Origin of the sequence: Treponema putidum, assembly GCF_000755145.1 — a bacterium.
Taxonomy (GTDB): Bacteria; Spirochaetota; Spirochaetia; order Treponematales; family Treponemataceae; genus Treponema_B; species Treponema_B putidum.
In genome coordinates this window covers 2,268,404-2,284,758 of record NZ_CP009228.1, presented here as the reverse complement: position 1 = coordinate 2,284,758, position 16,355 = coordinate 2,268,404, and the positions used below count along the sequence as shown (strand labels likewise).

The following is a 16,355-nucleotide window of genomic DNA, read 5'->3' as shown; positions in this document are numbered from 1 at the left end:
TTACGGGTTAAATACTCCGGGTTGAGGAGCCCTGATTCTGACCAAGGCTGTAAAGGCATCAGAGTTCAAGCTCATAAACTGCTCTATTGAAGTTTCTTCTCCGCTTTCATACACATCAATATGAAAATTGCCGAAAACGTCAAAATAAGGGAAAAAGGCTGCAATATGATGATATTGCCTAAGAGGCGGATTTCCTTTTTCCGAGCTTACAGCACGACTTACTGCTCCCAAATAAAAATGTCCCGGCTCGCTTATAGCAAGATAATAAAGGAGGGCTTGCAAATAAGAAGTCTGATAACCCGCAGTTTTTTCATATCCCTTAAACGAAGCAAAATCTTCTTTTACATTCTTTTGCTTTATGGGAGGCACAAGAGCAAAGGGTTCAATCGTAACGTCAACGCCGGAACCTATCGACTTTACAGTGCGCTTTACATTTAAACTTAAAGCTGCAGCAGCCAGATTACGTATCCACTCAAGGCCGAAATAGAGTTCTCTTTCTTTGTAGGGCTTAGTAAAATAAGTATCAGGCACATCGGTTTCGGTTTTAAGGCTTTTAATAAAGATACCCTGCCCTGCTATTGGCCTAATCATCCCGTCTACTATCCATTTGGCAAAACCTGAACAGTTTACTCCGCCCTTTATGTCTTTAAGCCTCTGATCGGGCCGAATGGCTTTAACAATATCATCCTCAGTTTGAGCTTTCCCGTCCCTTAAATGGACAGGCTTTCCGAATTCATCAAAGGCTCCGTCTTCGATATAAACCAAGGTGTTTAATCTGTCCCTAATCGTATCTGAAGCCGCTTCCACACCGTTATAAAAAATCGGCGGATTGAAGATGTCCCAAGGAAGCATATCCTTTGTAATGTCCCTTAATTTTAAAAGCGGTAAATAATATAAACTCTCAAAAGGAACACCTACGGAAATATCTTTTCTGACATAAGTATTAAAAAGGCAAATACTTATAAGAGATTTATCTTTTGATGATGAAGGCCTTATGTTTAAATAAAGTTCGGGATTTTCACGCGGATAAATTCTAATACAGTCGGGTGCTCCGGTTTCATAATTTCTGTATAAAATCCATGTCCCTTGTGGAACCTTTTCGAGGTTTGAAAACTCGGTATCTATTGGACTTATAACTACGGCAAGGAGATTTTTTTCTTTTAGATATACTGATCTTATTTTAAAAAGGTTCCCGGCAGAATCCGCTTCAATGTGTAAATGTTTAGAAGCAATTTCTTCAGGAGCATCTAAAAGCCATGATCTTGCAATATCCCTTCTAACCAAGGCGGAATCGGGCACTCGATCTAAAGGAACAAGAGGAATAAGCCCCTCATCAGCCTTTAAAAATTCGCTGTCATATGACTCCTTAATCTCATCATCAGGATAAACGGCAAAAAACGAAAGAGAAAAAAACAAAATACAAATATATCTTTTAAAGTTTATGCTAAGCCTGCCCATGTTCATAGTATCGGATAAATTGATAGGGAACTTAACTTAACTTGGAGGATATAAAAATTAGCTCTGACAGGGAGAGCAAAATTGCCTCATATGGAAATTTAACCGCTTATTTTCCCGAAATAGTTATACCTGTAGAATGTATCCATGGAACTATTGCGTTTCCGTAGTCTACTCTTTCTTTTGAAACGGAAATTATATCGCTGAAAACCTTTACGATATTTCCTGCTATCATCGTTTCGGAAATAGGCTTTGCAATTTTTCCGTTTTCGATGAGGTAGGAGTTTTTTGCAACACCTGAAAAGTCTCCGTTTGCGGCAGGGTTTCCGCCTGAAAAACGGCCGAGTAAAATTCCCTTTTTAACATTCTTAATCATATCGGTTTTTGCCGTATTTCCGCTTTCTATTATTATGCCGTCTCCTCCCGATACGCAGCGGGGAAGCCCTGTTTTTTTGGAACCGTAAAGGCTCAAAACAAAGTCTTTTAAAACACCTCTTTCAATGAGGGTTTCGTTTTCAGCCTTAAAGCCGTCCCCAGTGTAAAGGCTTTCAAGTTCCATACCGGCAGGTTTTCGCGGAAAGGAATGCAGGGTAAATAAATCCGATAATACTTTTTGGTTTAATTTATCCTTCCAAATGGAGGTTCCTGTAATTAGGGGCATGTCCCCCATAAAGAGTCCCATCATTGTACTTACAAAATCTATCATACTCATCGGCGTTATTACTATATCGCCTGTAAAGGAACCTGAAAGAGGGTGGGTAACTGTTTGCTCGCAGTTTTCTCTCATAATCTCATCTAGGTTTCCCCAGTCCTTTAATGGCTTATTTAAGTTAAGGTGGGCGGCTCCGCTATAGTTAAAGCTGCTCGTGCCCTTATCATCCTTTGCAAAGAACATTGCAGAAAAATTATATATGCCTGAGCCTTGTGTAAAACGTACTCCGTTTGAGTTGGCAAAGTTTTGTTCTCTTCTTGTAAAATCCAAAATACATTGGTTTAATTGCAGGTTGGGATAGGCTGATTTTGTATAATCCAAAAACTCTTTTAGCCTTTCATACATTTTTTCGTTATTGGGTTCCGTATCACCGTAAGAAAGGCTTTCCGGTTTTTGCATAGGCGAAATATCGTTTCCATCATCTTTTTCGGATGAACGTGAAAGGGAAACTGCCTTTGCGGCATTTTCTTTTACGGTTTTTTCCGTTAAATCGTTTCCTGCGATATAGCCCTTTTTGGTTTCGACAAGAGATGTCATTGCAACGGAAATATCCGTAGTGCTCCTATACAGGCTTAAACGGCCTGCGTCAATGTTCATTTCACTTTTTACGCTTTTTGAAACCCTTGCTTCCGCCTTATCTGCGCCCTCTTTTTTAAGTGAATCCAAGATAAATTCTGCATGTTTTATTCCATCAAATCCGTTCATTATTCCCGTCCTCCTACTCCGATTTTACACTTGATTGCAGGCCCGCCCATTCCTACATTGATGAGCTGTTTTTTTTCCGCACATGCCGGCATTGCTCCAACTCATATCGTCGCTTACCATCGTTACTGTTTTAAGCATATCAAAGGCAATTCCGGCTATCGTGCAGTCTCTTACTGCCTTTCCGATTTTTCCGTTTTTGATTTCATAGCCAAGCACTACGCCGAACATAAATTCACTCGTAGAGTCAGCCTGCCCGTTAGATGAGCGTACAAAATAATAGCCGTCGTCGATGCTTGCTATCATGTCCTTTAGTTTATCCTTTCCGGGGAGGATGGCGGTGTTCCGCATACGTACTAAGGGTTCATCCGAAAACTCGTTTGCACGGGCATTTCCTGTAGGGTCAACTTTGAAGATAGCTGCCGACTGTTTGTTATGCATATACGAGCGTAAAATTCCGTCTTTTATTATAACAGCATCTTTTGCGGCAACTCCCTCATCGTCTATCCAGATCGGAACGGGGCATATTTTACCGTTACATTCATAGGCAAAGTCTACTAGGGTTACCAATGGCGTAGCTACTTCCTTATTCATAAAGTCTGCTGCAATGGAACCGGACATTACAAAGTCCGATTCTGTGGTGTGTCCGATTGCTTCATGGGCAAGAATGCCTGCAAGGTCGGGGCCGAGTACAACATCGTGAAAACCGGGCTTAGCATAAACTCCGGCTGCCTTTTGTTTTAGGTTTTCGACCATTTCGTCTATCTTAGAATAATAAAAACAGGGTTTATCAAATAGGTCTTTAAATTGGCCGTATCCCCCGAAAACATCGTAGAGGTCAATGGGCTGTCCTTCCGAAAGGAGTTTAAAGCTCATCACTAAATTTGCTCTTGAAATATAGGTGTGTGCATCTGCCTTATCAGATGTAATAAGATGCCTTTCCGACCCGTTTGACGAGATTCTAAAAATCCTTGATTGAAGTTCGGGATATTTTTTTGCCGTGTAATTTTCAAGATCTTTTATAAAGTCTATTGCTTCCTTTTGATCTGCATCCTTGGAAGGATCATAGTTTCCATAGGTGCCCTGTCCCGTAAAGGCCGGAAGTTCCTTTTGGGCTAGTCCGGTTTTTTTTGCTAAAAACTTAACATTCTCGCTTGCCGATTTTATAGATGAGGCTATAGCTTCATCCGTAAGTTCAGGCGATGAGGCAAAACCCCATACTCCATCCTTAAAAGAGCGGGCACAAACTCCGGCTTTTCGGGATTGAACATTGTTTACAAGATCACCGTTTAGGGCTGCTACCGACATAGCCGTGTTTTCTTGAATTCGAAGTTCAGTGTACTCCGAAAAAAGCCTTGCATGGCTTTTTAAATCATCAAATCTCATGATATACCTCCTATAAAAACTAAAAAATTTTATTCTTCTTCAAATTTATTGTTAAAAATAGTTTCAATAGCCTCACAAGCTTCACTCTCATCAGGGCCGTCACAAGTGAGAGTGAGTTCCGTGCCGTAAGCTGCTGCCATAGTAATAATGCCTATTACCGATTTGGCATTTATTTTTGCATCTTCTTTGCATAAAAAAATCTCCGAAGAAAAATTGTTCGATTTTTGTGCGATAAGAGCTGCAGGGCGGGCGTGTATTCCTGCCCGATTTTGAACCTTAACGGTTTTTGAAATCATAGGTTAATCCTCTTAATATGTATCATCATCAGTATAGTAGGGAGCTCTTGCAGAATCGGTTTCAATCCATCTAAGCACATTTCTGCTGAATTCTCTTGCAGAAAAATACCCCATACTCTTTAATCTTTCATTTTTAGCTGCCGTTTCCAAAATAATCGGCACATTCCTTCCGGGCTTAACAGGTATTTCCAACAGAGGAATTTTAACATCAAGAATTTCGGTTGTAAGTTCCTCCGTTCCCAGCCTGTCATAAACCTTTTCGGCATCCCATTCTTCAAGTTTTGCGACCAGCTGAATCTGCTTTACTTCTCTTATTGCCCCTATACCGTAAAGTTGCCGTATATTTATAATACCTAAACCTCTTATTTCCATGTGGTGTCCGATAATCTTATTTGCTCCCCGGCCTACAAGGGTGTTCCCATTTATGCAGGAAATTTCTACCAAATCATCGGCTACCAGACGGTGGCCTCTTTCTATAAGTTCAAGGGCAGTTTCGCTTTTTCCAACACCGGAATTTCCCATTATTAAAATGCCTAAGCCGAAAACTTCAACTAAAACTCCATGCAAAGAAATTTTAGGGGCAAAGGTATTCGATAGGATTCTTAAGAGGCGTAAGGCTAATTCGTTGGAAGAAAGAGTTGATGTTAAAATAGGGCAATTATGTTTATCGCTTATTTCTAAAAATTCTTTTGGAGGTTTTAAATCGTTTGAAAATAAACAGCACGGAATTTTAAAAGAAAACATTTTTTCGATTGTGGATAAGTCATTTTTTTCCGTAAGAGTGGCAAGATAGGCATATTCACCCCGTCCAAAAAGCTGTACTCTTTCATTTGCAAACGAATCAAAAAAGCCGGAAAGAGCAAGGCCCGGACGGTTTATATTAGGCTCAATAATTTTATTGGAAAGTCCCATCCTTCCCGATACGCAGGTCAGTTCAAGGGAGTCATGTTTTTTGAGGTCTAATTCTAAAAGATTAAGCACTGAAAAGCTTATGTTAGCCATGTTCCTACTATACACATTTAAGAGATGTTTGTAAACCTCACCGGATGTAATTTTTGATTCACATGAACGTATTTTAAGAAAAAAATAAGGGGAAATATTGTGATACTTCCCCTATAGTGATAAATTAAATCTAAGGTAAACCTCTAAAAACTGAGGTTTTTAGAGGTTCTCTAAATTTTATTTTTTTTCTTGAACCTTGTCCTTTTCTTTTTTTACCTTTTGGTCGGCAATATCCATCATTTTATTGACGCCGGCCTCAAACTCATAGTTTTCGGTTGAAACATGAGCCGTGCCCCCCCACCTAAAGTTAATTGTTGTGTCGTAGATAAACTTTTTATCCAGTTTGATAAAGCACTGAATATCGGTAATAAGATTATCCGCATATTCAATTCTTTTAAACTTTTGATCAAGATATTTCTTCTGATCCTCGTCCATCGTAAATTTTACTGCTTGAATGTTAATGTTCATAATTTCCTCCACACAATTTCATTGTACCTATAGCATACTACACTTTTACCTAAAAGTCGAGCATAAAATTCAAAATAAATGATAAAAAAATGAAATTGAGCGAAAAAAAGAAAAAAAGATTGCCAGTAAAAGCTAAAGGCCTCGTGGAGCCTTTGCAGGATCGATGGGCTTATTTTTATCGTAGACCATAAAGTAAAGCCTTGCCTTACCGGTAAGCAATTCTACTCCCAGCTCTCCCAATTTTTGGCCTACGGCGATTGTGTCGCCTTTTTTTACGATAACTTTCTCCATTCCGCCGTAAACATAGATGTGTTTTGTCTTAGATTGAACAAATACGACTTGGCCGAAACCTCGGTGAGGTCCAGTCGATACAACCTTCCCTGAGCTGACGGCTTTTACGGCTTGTCCCTTTACCGAGTCTATAACGACTCCGGTGATTTTTCCTGAAAGATAAGCAACCTTTGAGGCAGGGACAGGCCAAAGGAGCTTGGAATCTGCTTGTTTTGCTGAAGTACTGGGTTTTACAGCTTGAGTTTCCTTATCGGATTCTACCTTTGTAACTGAGGTTTTCTCTTGCTTATCTGCTTGGGCTGAATGGTTCTTCTGTTCTTTAGTCGAGCTTTGGGATTTACCTTGAGGAATTTTTAAAATTTGACCTATTTTTAAAGGTGTTTTTTCGTTAATTCCGTTTAGTTTAAGAATATCTGAGAATTTGACACCGAATTTTTTTGCCAAGGCATATAGGGTATCCCCTTTTTGGATGACGTGGGTAATTTCTTCCGAATTGGTCTTGGCATTAGTTTTGGCGGAATCTTCTACAGGAATTATTATTTTTTGTCCTACCTTTATTTTTGAAGGATCTGTTAAATTATTTTTTTTGAGAATAGAATCTATAGGCGTGTTATATTTTTTGCTTAGAGCATACAAAGTATCTCCTTTTTCGATTGTATGCACAATATCTTCTGCAAAGCCTGAAAATAAGAAAAAGATAAAAAATATAAGTCTTAAGATGTTTTTTTTATACATTTAGCCTCTTTAATTAAACTTAAGTTTTCAGGATTCCGTATTTTGAGGGTTAAACATATCGACCATAAAGGCCAAATCTTCAGGAGAAAATTCAAGGTTTTTTTCTTGAACCCTCTCTTCATTTGTAGTATTAAGTTTTTGTAATAAACTAAAAACTATATAGGTTAAAATAACATTTCCGGCCTTAGGATGAGCATTTATATATGCAGTAAATTGTTCCTTAGATATAAGTAAAATGGTTGACGGATCTAAGGCGTTTACGGTAGCTGTTGCAGGCTGGTCTTTAAAGAGGGATGTTTCACCGAAACTCGCATTGTTTTGTAAAATACCTATTTTTACATCTCCCCATTTTCCGTTTTTTACGATTTCTAATTTTCCGCTTAATAAAACAAAAAAACCGTTATTTTCGGTTCCTTCTGTGATTATATTTTCTCCGCATTCATAGGAAATAATTTCGGAAAAATCTATTATCTGCATTAAATCCTCATCTTCAATACATGAAAAAATAGCGGTTTGTTTTACTTCTTGGAAAAAAATATCCCTATTCATTTCTACCTTATTCATATCCACTCCCCTATAAAAACTTTTTGCAGCAAATATAAATTTGCGAAAAAAGTTTTTTCACTCAGTTTGTTTACAAACTGCATAAAATAAAAAGTTATTAACGGTATGCGTTAAAAAACACATCCGTGCTTAAATTATTTATTTTTGTTCCTACCGGATAAGCTCCCAGTATGTTTTTACGGCCTTCTTCCAAATGCTTGGAGGTAATCCCGTATTTTATCGAGCTTTCGGCTTCGACAAAGGCTGCAATTTGATCTGCAACCCTTACTAAGCGCCCATCCGTTGCCTTAAATTCTTTATCGGCATATTTTTTAGATAGGTCTTCAAAATTTACAATTTTAACCTTTTTGTCTACAATAACTCTGTTTTCAAATTCGTCGGATATGTAATACATAACCTCATCTATAAAAGATTCGTCCATCAACGGTAAAAGCTCGTCCTTTACTATACGCTCTTCAATCTCTTTTACGACAGCAGGCAGGTGATCAGTAGCCTGCTTTACGGGCGAAATAATGTCCCGTGTAACAGCTTCGGGTAAGTCGTGAAAAAGGGCGGAAAAAAAGTTGTTGTATCTTCTGTCTTCTTTTATGTTTAAATCGTAGCACATAAAAAGGGTTAAGGCTGCTACGTAAAAGGAATGACCCAATACTGTTGTCGCAGGTATTCTAGGGGTCTGATTCCAGCGGATTTGAAATCTCAGTTTTTCTATTTCGGTTATAAGTTTATGAGGATTTTGGTTGGTAAGTAAGAGCTGAATGCCGGTTAAATCCATAAATTCACAGATTTCTTCCTTTAGGTAGCCGTCAATTTCGGTTAAACGAAAGGCCTCATTTACGGGTTTAAGCATTTCAAATTCTCTTATTGTAGAATATTTATGAGCAGCCCTTTGAATTTTCCACGTAATATCTTCTTTATCCGGTTCATCGAAAAGATATGAATGAAATTTAGCTTTAAATTCTCCATCGGGAAAAAGAGTATTATATTTTTCAAAAATCCATTCATTAATTTTTTTATATTCTTCAGGATATTCTTTTCTGATTCTTCTTTGAACCGGAGCTTTGATGTCGCAAAGAGCTATTTTTCTTAAAATATCAAAAACGGAGCCGTCAATTATCTTATCCCAATCTATTTTTTTCCCTTTTTTTTGTTCATATTTTCCGATTATATAGGCTAAAAAGGTTTTTTCGGCCGTTTTATCCATTTCGACTATTTCAAACGGGCGGATAAGATCGTTCCAACGTTGAATCGAGAAAGCCTCAAATAATTTTAAAACGGTTTTTGTCGTAAAAATCATTTTTTAGGTTTATCCTTTTGTTTTAAATCTTTTTCCATTTTGTCTTTCCAGATATCAATTTTTCGTTTAACTTCTTCAGCCTCCCGGTGTTCGTTTAAAACCATGTGCACCCTTCTTAGGCCTTCTAAAAAAAGAATTGCATTGCGGAAGTCGCTTATGTTGTTTGTAACAATCTCATATTTTTCCCTGTATTTATCGGCCGCCTTTGTAAATAGTTTTTTTACTAATCGAAGATGATAAATTACCGTATCATAATCTTCAGCATGAGGGTTTAAGCCGGTTTTACTTATTTCTTTTAAATCCATTATGTTTTTTGCCACAACAGCAAAGCGGGATTCAATGTCGGTAAACGACCATCGCCATTTGGTATTTTCTCCGTAGGCATCAATTACCAAATTTATTACAAGTCCCAGCTTTCGTATAAGATAATGCCTTTGCTTTTCTGTTATCTTGGAGATTTGAGCGACGTTTTCTTCATATTCCGAAAAAGGGGCATCGATTAAATCCGTTACAATTTCTTCAAGATAGATTATGGGTTTATATAGGGTTTTTCGGGCTTCATTTAAAATATTTTCATTTTTTCCGCCGAGAAGGGCTACTGATAGCCTGAATTTAGCTAGGTACAAGGTGGCTAAATAAATCATATCGTCTGCAAGTACCATTCTTTTATATGCAGCTCCAAAGGTGTCTTTTTTTATAAGGGAAAGAATATTTTCTTCATGTTTTAAAATTTGGTTTATCACCTGATCATATTCGTGAACCCGTTTTGTATAAAGTTCTCTGTTTCCGCTTTTTTCTCCTTCCACAATGAGCTCCTATTTTACCGGGCATATTTTACAAGAAGTTCTTCGGCATGTTTGAGCGAAGTTTCACTTAGTTCATCTCCGGCAAGCATTCTGGCTATTTCTTCAAGCCTTGCCTTGCCTGAAACAGTTGCTGCCGAGGTTTTGGTAGTCTGCCCCATCGTATTTTTTTCTATCTTAATATGATTATCGGCATGAGAAGCTATTACCGCAAGGTGTGTAATACAAAGAATTTGCTTTTTTTTAGACAACTTTTTCATATGGGATGCCACATTTACCGCAACTTCTCCGCCGATGCCCGTATCGATTTCATCAAATATTAAGGTGTCCGCTTCATCTCCTTCCGCCAGTACCGTTTTTAAGGCAAGCATAACGCGCGAAAGTTCTCCCCCTGATGCAATTCTTGCAAGGGGGCGCAAGGGTTCTCCTGCATTGGGACTTATCATAAATTCAATATCGTCAAAACCGTAAGGATTTGCAGAGAGCCTATTCCCTTCAGGGAGCCGAGTTTCCACCCGCACTTGAAATTTTGTTTTGGGCATGCCTAAATTGGAAAGAACTTCTTCAACATCCTTTTGAAGTTGAGAGGAAGCGGCTTTTCGTTTTTCGGATAGATTCCTTCCCAGTTTTAAGAGCTTTGACTGCAAAATTCCTATTTTCTGTTCGAGCTCCGATTTTCCAGCCTCCCGTTTGGAAAGACTTTCAATCTGTTCTTCAGCATTTTGGGCATAGTTTAAGACATCGTGTATTGTTGCCCCATATTTTTTTGTTAATTTATATATTAAAGAAAGTCTTTCCTGTACTTGTTCAACCCTCTCAGGATTAAAGGTCAGCTTTGAAAGATAAGAATCTATCGAGGAGCTTATATCGTCCAATTCGTAATAGCCTGTTTCAAGCCTTTTTGAAAGGTCTTCAAGCTCTTCATCGCAATTTTTGGCGGATTCAAGATTGTGCATAGCTTTTTTTGTAAGACTGATGATGCCCGATTCGCCTGAAAAGAGCTGCGAGGCTGTGTTTAAGGCTTCAAAAAGTTTTTCAAATTGGTTTAATCTTTTTTCTTCAGCTTCAAGTTCTTCTTTTTCATCTTTTTTTAATTTTGCTTTTGTTATTTCATCGATGGCAAACTGCAAAAGTTCTTGTTTTTCGGCAAGTTCTTTTTCGGAAAGGTTTAAGTTTTCAAGCTCTGTTCTTTTTTCGGCAAGTTCGGCATAAAGAGAGGTAAACATTTTCACTTCGTTGTTTATTCCTGCAAAGCTATCCAAAAAACGGCGGTGTTCTGCAATTCTAAAAAGAGATTGATGGTCGTGTTGGCCGTGTATGTCCACTAAAAGGGAGGTAAACTCTTCAAGTTCGTTCCTTGTTACAGGTGTGCTCTGTATCCATGCATTGGATCGGCCGTTTTGTTTTAAATTGCGGCGGATTAGAATGCGGCTGTTTTCGGGTTCAATTCCATGCTCGCCAAGCCATTTTAAGGCCTCGCTGTGTTCATTTCCTATAAAAAAACTTCCCGATACGGCTGCTTCATCCGTACCTGATCGTATAAGGTCGGTAGATGTTTTTCCTCCAAGAAGGAGAGTTAAAGAGCCTATCAATATCGATTTTCCGGCACCTGTTTCTCCGCTTAAAACATTTAAGCCGTTTTCAAATTCTACAAAGAGGCTGTCTATTAAAGCTATGTTTTTTACCGATATATTTTCAAGCATTTACTTTCCTTAAATTTAAACGTTTCTAAGTATAGAATAAAACGCAGTAAATTTCAAGTAGGCGCATTTCCTCACTTTTTATTTTTTTCTTTTGAAAATTGATTCAATCGTCTTATACGTTTTGAAACAGAAGAACACCCCCTTAATCGGACATTGTGATGTTTATTTATGCCCTCTGTTAAAAACAGTTTTATTTTATCGATATTATCTATCCATAACTTATCACTTATCTATTATCCGTAAATAAAAAAATGTACAAAAAGCAGCTGAAACTATTCCTAAACCGATAAAGCTCCATGCCTGTCTATTAAATCTTTCTGTATTAAAAATAATAAATAAATATACAAATAAATATATAAACCCTAAAACAAGCATAAAAATTTGAAGCCCAAAAGTATTTTTTATATAATTAAACAAAGTTTTTTTACCGCAAATAAGCATTCCAAAATGTATCAACAGCATCCATGAATATATGCGTAACATAAATAGCATATCATTCATTTTATATTTATTTATTATTGCATAAATAATTAAATAAATATAAGTAATTGATAAATAAATAAGCAACATATAAATATATTTTTTTGAACCAACCATTTATATCGTCTCCTTAATCGTTTTTAATATTTCTTGTTTGATATCATCAGGAATTGTATCTATATTTTTAATAGGATCAATAATTTCTTTTAGTTGTTCTGAGCTACGACTTTTCTCTCCGTCTTTAATAATTTTGAATTTTGCAAAGCTTATAAAATTGACACCTCCTCCAATTATTCCTGCATTAATACCTGAAATTTCATTTGATTCCATATCAAAATTTATACCAATGCCTATACTTACATTAGACTCTGTTCCTGTCAAACTAGCATTAAAAGAAATCCTTTCAATCGCTGTCCGAAATAAGAGATAGTTGGGATGTATATTACTATAGTTGTTTTTCATCCACTCTCCAAAGTATTATACTTCTATATAATTAAAAGTTACTGCAATAATTTTTCAATCGATATTTTTTTTATGGTTGTTGCCTTCAATTTTCCTTCTTCCGTATAATATTCCAAGTACAAAAAATCTCCTTTAATAAAGGAATTATTACCGATAACAAAATATTTGCAGATGGTTTTATACATATCTTCCGGTTCAGGAATTCTAATCTTTTTATTTCCAAATATCGAATATAATTCTATTAAGGTATCGGCAGTTAATACAAGTTCATTTTCTACATCGGCAAAAGCAACCAAAAAAAATTCCTGTGAAAGCTTTTCCTTGTCTACCGAAAAAAAATAGGTTCTTCGATCAGGCCCCATTGAACTGCCGAAATCATATTGGCACCATTTATCCGATATCCACTCAAAAGACGGCGGAGGAAGACTTGTATGCCAAGGCGTCGAATATTTCTTATTAGTTTTTAAATTAATAACTTCAAATTGATATTTCTTTTCATAATAATTATCAATATTATGAGTAATATATACAACCGCACTAAAATCACCCATTGTTTGAAAAAGAAATACTTGTTTATCCACAAATTTTTCTTCCGCATCTGTAAATAAATGGATAGTCATTAAAAATAAACATATACATATCGATTTTTTCATGGCCAATACCTCTTATTTAAATTCCAACCTGACTTTGTTAAATTAAAAAAATCACATCCATTAATGGTCATTAATTTATTAAATGGTTCTTGTCTATTAATACCATGAGACCAGTAAAAACCAGCTTTGTTAGTTATAAATGAATATCCACGCATCCCATGAATTGCTCCAATAATAGAATTTATAAATGATTCATTTTCCCCATATTCATCATAGCGGTTACGAAGCGGCTGTTACCTACGAATATGTGTTTGTGTACCCGTAAGCCTTGCGGATTGTTTTGGTCTTGTGTGGGTATGTGTATCGTAAAGAAATTATTAAAGTATAAGGTTTCGCTTCGGCCTTCATCGGTGTATTTAAGTGCACGCTGTCCGTCATCGCCGTAGCGGTAGTGTACCGTGTAGTTCCGATCGCTCGATTTAGTCAGTAAATTTCTTTCAGAAGTTTTAAATTGCATTCTTTCCCCTATTTTTAATAAAATATCTACACAATGCTATAATAGCAACTAATATCTCTATAACAATAAGAAGTAAAACAGCAAAACAGCATACCGCAAATGTAGCTTTTGATTTTAACGGTATATCAATTTTTAACATCTTTATAATACAACCAATAAAAAATCTCATTAGATTCTTTTCATACAAAAATAAAGCAAAAAATATAAGATATGCAAGCACCACTATCGAATTTATTTTATCATGAAATTCAAAAATAATATCATCAAGTTTTTTTCTCATTATGTTTCAATCATTCTTTCATCAAATGTTGAATTTCTCCAGCAATAATCTCATCTCTAGCAGTATTTATGAAATCTTTCATTAATTCACGCCCCACTGAGTGTTTATATAAATATCCATCAGGAACAGTCACCATTTGTTTTACTTGTTTCTCTGTAAATTTTAATGGAGGTTGTATAAATCCAGATATAGCACCTGCAGCTCCATTTGTTTTAATATTCTCACCGAGTCCTTCCAATAAAGGAACGTCGGTATTATTGATCATATTGTTAACTCCATTCGATATAGCAGTAGAAGGTATATACTCACCCAATGCCGGATCCCCGCTCAGCCACCTACTATACTTCGGATCCAAATACCGTGCTCCATAGTAATAAAGTCCCGTCTCCTCATCTAATTCTTTCCCAGTAAAGCGGAACGGTAATTTATCCAATCCCGCAGCGACTTCTTCAATCAGCCCTGCGGGCTGCTGTGCAAGGAATTTATTATACGTCGTCAAAAACAGCATAGCAGTTTTTGACTTGTAAGTCCAGAGTTCGCCGTAGGGTGTGTATTCTATGTGTTCATATTGTTTGCCTTTCCAGTCGGTTACGAACTGTGCACTGACGAGGTGGTCACTGATGAGGTTAAAAACATATAAGTCTATACCGGATATACACTTACAAAAATGGGCAATACTGGAATCGAACCAGTGACCCCAAGCGTGTCATGCTTGTACTCTAACCAACTGAGCTAATTGCCCTTAAATTCATTAAGATAGTCAGATAATATATTATTTTTGACTTTACGTCAAGTCCTTTTTTTGTTATACTATATGTGTTGCGGATTTTATTCTGTAAATTCAAAAATTTTAAGGAGTATAACTAATGAACAAAGAAATAAGCTTTTTTTTATGTAAAGAAAAAAAGGAACTATTATCGGGATTAATTGCTGCCCTGATTCCAAGGTTTCATGCTGCGGAGAAGAACTTTCACCCGTTAAAATCGGAAGTGTTGATGCTGCTAAAGAAAAACACGTTCCTGTAATTGAAGTAAACGGAAACACTGTAAAAGTAAAAGTCGGTTCTGTTGCCCATCCTATGACTGAAGAGCATCATATAGCTTGGGTATGCCTTAAAACGCAAAAAGGTATTCAATTTAAAGAGCTGCCTGTTACAGGTGCTCCTGAGGTTGAATTTTCCTTAACTTCGGATGATAAAGTTATTGAAGCTTACGAATTCTGTAATCTTCACGGCGTTTGGTCAGGTAAATAAGGTTTAGTTTTTGGCAGGCCTTCTAAAAGTAAAGGTTTATTTTAAGCGGCACAAATGGTACCGCTTAAAAACACGGCGAGTTTCGGCTCTTGCCTATGAGTTGCCGAAACATCGCTTATAACATGCCGTTTCTCGTTTTCTCGAAACGGCGGAAATTCATCGATCCTCGACTTTTAATAAAGTCTGCGGTTGATGAATTTATAAGAAAATTTTTAGAAGGCCTTATTTTTGTTTGAGTGTGTAAGTTTAATTTGTTGAGGTTAATTTTGATTAAAAGAGTATTGGTTACAGGAGGAGCCGGATTTATAGGTTCCCACATCGTTGCAGATTTATGCGAAAAAGGCTATGAGCCTATTATTTTGGATAATTTTTCTAATTCTTCACCTAAAATAATTCCCGTATTGGAAAAAATATGCTCTAAAAAGCTGGAACTTGTACAAATAGATATAAAGGACAAGGAAAAGCTCTTTAACTTTTTTAAGGATACCTCTGTCGATGCGGTAATTCATCTGGCCGCTTATAAGGCTGTAGGAGAATCTGTAGAAAAGCCCTTAAAATACTATGAAAACAATATTTCAGGGCTTGTTAATCTTTTATTAGCCATGAAAGAGTACAATGTGAAAAATTTTATATTCAGCTCTTCGGCTACAGTATACGGTGATGCAAAAGTTGTACCCATATCTGAAAATTCTCCTATTTCTGCTGCAAATCCTTACGGAAGAACCAAACTTATATCCGAAGAAATTTTAAAAGATACTGCCTTTTCAGATAAAGATTTAAGCATTATTGCACTGCGGTATTTTAATCCCATAGGCGCCCATAAAAGTGCCGATATAGGAGAACTGCCTTCCGGTATTCCCAACAACCTTTTTCCCTATATCGCTCAAGTAGCTTTAGGAAAGCTGCCTCATCTAAACCTATTCGGAAACGATTATGACACCCCTGACGGAACCTGTATCCGCGACTATATCCATATTTTGGATCTTGCATCGGGACATACTGCCGCCTTAGAGAAAATAGCGTCCGGCTTTAAGGGCTTCGATGTCTATAACCTCGGAACAGGAATCGGTTATTCGGTTTTAGATATAGTAAATGCTTTTAAAAAGGCTTCCGGTATTGATATTCCGGTAAAAACGGCTGCCCGCCGTGCAGGAGATGTTCCGCGATCCTGCGCAAATCCGGACAAGGCCAATAAAGAGCTTAACTGGAAGGCAAAATACAACCTTGAAGAAATGTGCAAAGACGGCTGGGCATGGTATAAAAAACACCCCGAAGGCTTTGTGTAATAAGCAAAGCCGGCTTTGCCGGCTTTTAAAATCAAAAAAGCCGGTTAGGAACCGATAGCGTGCAGATGCTAAGG

Annotated in this window: 16 protein-coding genes, 1 tRNA gene and 3 pseudogenes; 2 read left to right on the top strand and 18 right to left on the bottom strand. The window is 37.0% G+C overall.

Annotated features, from left to right (window positions below):
* The 18 genes and pseudogenes from JO40_RS10505 to JO40_RS10420 all read right to left on the bottom strand — a co-directional run bounded on the left by JO40_RS10505 (nucleotide 1) and on the right by JO40_RS10420 (nucleotide 14,485).
* Nucleotides 1–1,464, bottom strand: coding sequence for a hypothetical protein (locus tag JO40_RS10505; RefSeq protein ID WP_044979298.1), 1,464 nt, complete (start codon nucleotides 1,462–1,464; stop codon nucleotides 1–3).
* Nucleotides 1,465–1,564: 100 nt separating this feature from the next.
* Nucleotides 1,565–2,872: a TldD/PmbA family protein gene (locus tag JO40_RS10500; protein ID WP_044979297.1), complete on the bottom strand. Its 1,308-nt coding sequence runs from the start codon at nucleotides 2,870–2,872 to the stop codon at nucleotides 1,565–1,567.
* Nucleotides 2,873–2,896: 24 nt separating this feature from the next.
* A complete protein-coding gene (locus JO40_RS10495; RefSeq protein ID WP_245608857.1) occupies nucleotides 2,897–4,255 on the bottom strand; it encodes a TldD/PmbA family protein in 1,359 nt (452 codons plus the stop codon).
* 29 nt (nucleotides 4,256–4,284) lie between these two features.
* Nucleotides 4,285–4,551 carry an HPr family phosphocarrier protein gene (locus JO40_RS10490; RefSeq protein ID WP_044979296.1) on the bottom strand — a complete coding sequence of 89 codons (267 nt, stop codon included), beginning with the start codon at nucleotides 4,549–4,551 and terminating at the stop codon, nucleotides 4,285–4,287.
* Nucleotides 4,552–4,563: 12 nt separating this feature from the next.
* Nucleotides 4,564–5,553 (bottom strand): HPr(Ser) kinase/phosphatase, encoded by a 990-nt coding sequence (hprK, locus tag JO40_RS10485; protein ID WP_044979295.1) that lies wholly within the window; start codon nucleotides 5,551–5,553, stop codon nucleotides 4,564–4,566.
* Nucleotides 5,554–5,730: 177 nt separating this feature from the next.
* Nucleotides 5,731–6,021 carry an HPF/RaiA family ribosome-associated protein gene (locus tag JO40_RS10480; protein WP_002671537.1) on the bottom strand — a complete coding sequence of 97 codons (291 nt, stop codon included), beginning with the start codon at nucleotides 6,019–6,021 and terminating at the stop codon, nucleotides 5,731–5,733.
* Between the two features lie 132 nt (nucleotides 6,022–6,153).
* A complete protein-coding gene (locus JO40_RS10475) occupies nucleotides 6,154–7,047 on the bottom strand; it encodes a M23 family metallopeptidase (RefSeq protein WP_044979294.1) in 894 nt (297 codons plus the stop codon).
* Nucleotides 7,048–7,074: 27 nt separating this feature from the next.
* Nucleotides 7,075–7,611 (bottom strand): cyclic nucleotide-binding domain-containing protein, encoded by a 537-nt coding sequence (locus JO40_RS10470; RefSeq protein ID WP_044979293.1) that lies wholly within the window; start codon nucleotides 7,609–7,611, stop codon nucleotides 7,075–7,077.
* A gap of 97 nt (nucleotides 7,612–7,708) precedes the next feature.
* Nucleotides 7,709–8,905, bottom strand: coding sequence for an HD domain-containing protein (locus tag JO40_RS10465; protein ID WP_044979292.1), 1,197 nt, complete (start codon nucleotides 8,903–8,905; stop codon nucleotides 7,709–7,711).
* Nucleotides 8,902–9,711, bottom strand: coding sequence for a hypothetical protein (locus JO40_RS10460; RefSeq protein WP_044979291.1), 810 nt, complete (start codon nucleotides 9,709–9,711; stop codon nucleotides 8,902–8,904). The genes JO40_RS10465 and JO40_RS10460 overlap by 4 nt, the downstream gene beginning before the upstream one ends.
* A gap of 14 nt (nucleotides 9,712–9,725) precedes the next feature.
* On the bottom strand, nucleotides 9,726–11,411 hold the full coding sequence (gene recN, locus JO40_RS10455; RefSeq protein ID WP_044979290.1) for a DNA repair protein RecN: 1,686 nt from the start codon (nucleotides 11,409–11,411) through the stop codon (nucleotides 9,726–9,728).
* Between the two features lie 222 nt (nucleotides 11,412–11,633).
* Nucleotides 11,634–12,008 (bottom strand): hypothetical protein, encoded by a 375-nt coding sequence (locus tag JO40_RS10450; RefSeq protein WP_044979289.1) that lies wholly within the window; start codon nucleotides 12,006–12,008, stop codon nucleotides 11,634–11,636.
* On the bottom strand, nucleotides 12,009–12,353 hold the full coding sequence (locus JO40_RS10445) for a hypothetical protein (protein WP_044979287.1): 345 nt from the start codon (nucleotides 12,351–12,353) through the stop codon (nucleotides 12,009–12,011). It abuts the gene before it with no gap.
* A 38-nt stretch (nucleotides 12,354–12,391) separates the two neighbouring features.
* On the bottom strand, nucleotides 12,392–13,006 hold the full coding sequence (locus JO40_RS10440) for a hypothetical protein (RefSeq protein WP_044979286.1): 615 nt from the start codon (nucleotides 13,004–13,006) through the stop codon (nucleotides 12,392–12,394).
* A 211-nt stretch (nucleotides 13,007–13,217) separates the two neighbouring features.
* Nucleotides 13,218–13,448, bottom strand: a pseudogene (locus JO40_RS10435) (RHS repeat domain-containing protein); the annotation flags it as partial.
* 4 nt (nucleotides 13,449–13,452) lie between these two features.
* Nucleotides 13,453–13,743 carry a hypothetical protein gene (locus JO40_RS10430; protein ID WP_044979283.1) on the bottom strand — a complete coding sequence of 97 codons (291 nt, stop codon included), beginning with the start codon at nucleotides 13,741–13,743 and terminating at the stop codon, nucleotides 13,453–13,455.
* 226 nt (nucleotides 13,744–13,969) lie between these two features.
* Nucleotides 13,970–14,362, bottom strand: a pseudogene (locus JO40_RS15360) (RHS repeat domain-containing protein); the annotation flags it as partial.
* Nucleotides 14,363–14,411: 49 nt separating this feature from the next.
* Nucleotides 14,412–14,485, bottom strand: a tRNA-Val gene (locus JO40_RS10420).
* Between the two features lie 124 nt (nucleotides 14,486–14,609).
* Here JO40_RS10420 and JO40_RS15265 point away from each other — a divergent pair.
* Nucleotides 14,610–14,995, top strand: a pseudogene (locus JO40_RS15265) (desulfoferrodoxin family protein).
* A gap of 266 nt (nucleotides 14,996–15,261) precedes the next feature.
* Nucleotides 15,262–16,281, top strand: a complete 1,020-nt coding sequence (gene galE, locus JO40_RS10410) for a UDP-glucose 4-epimerase GalE (protein ID WP_044979281.1) — start codon at nucleotides 15,262–15,264, stop codon at nucleotides 16,279–16,281.
* Nucleotides 16,282–16,355: the final 74 nt, after the last annotated feature.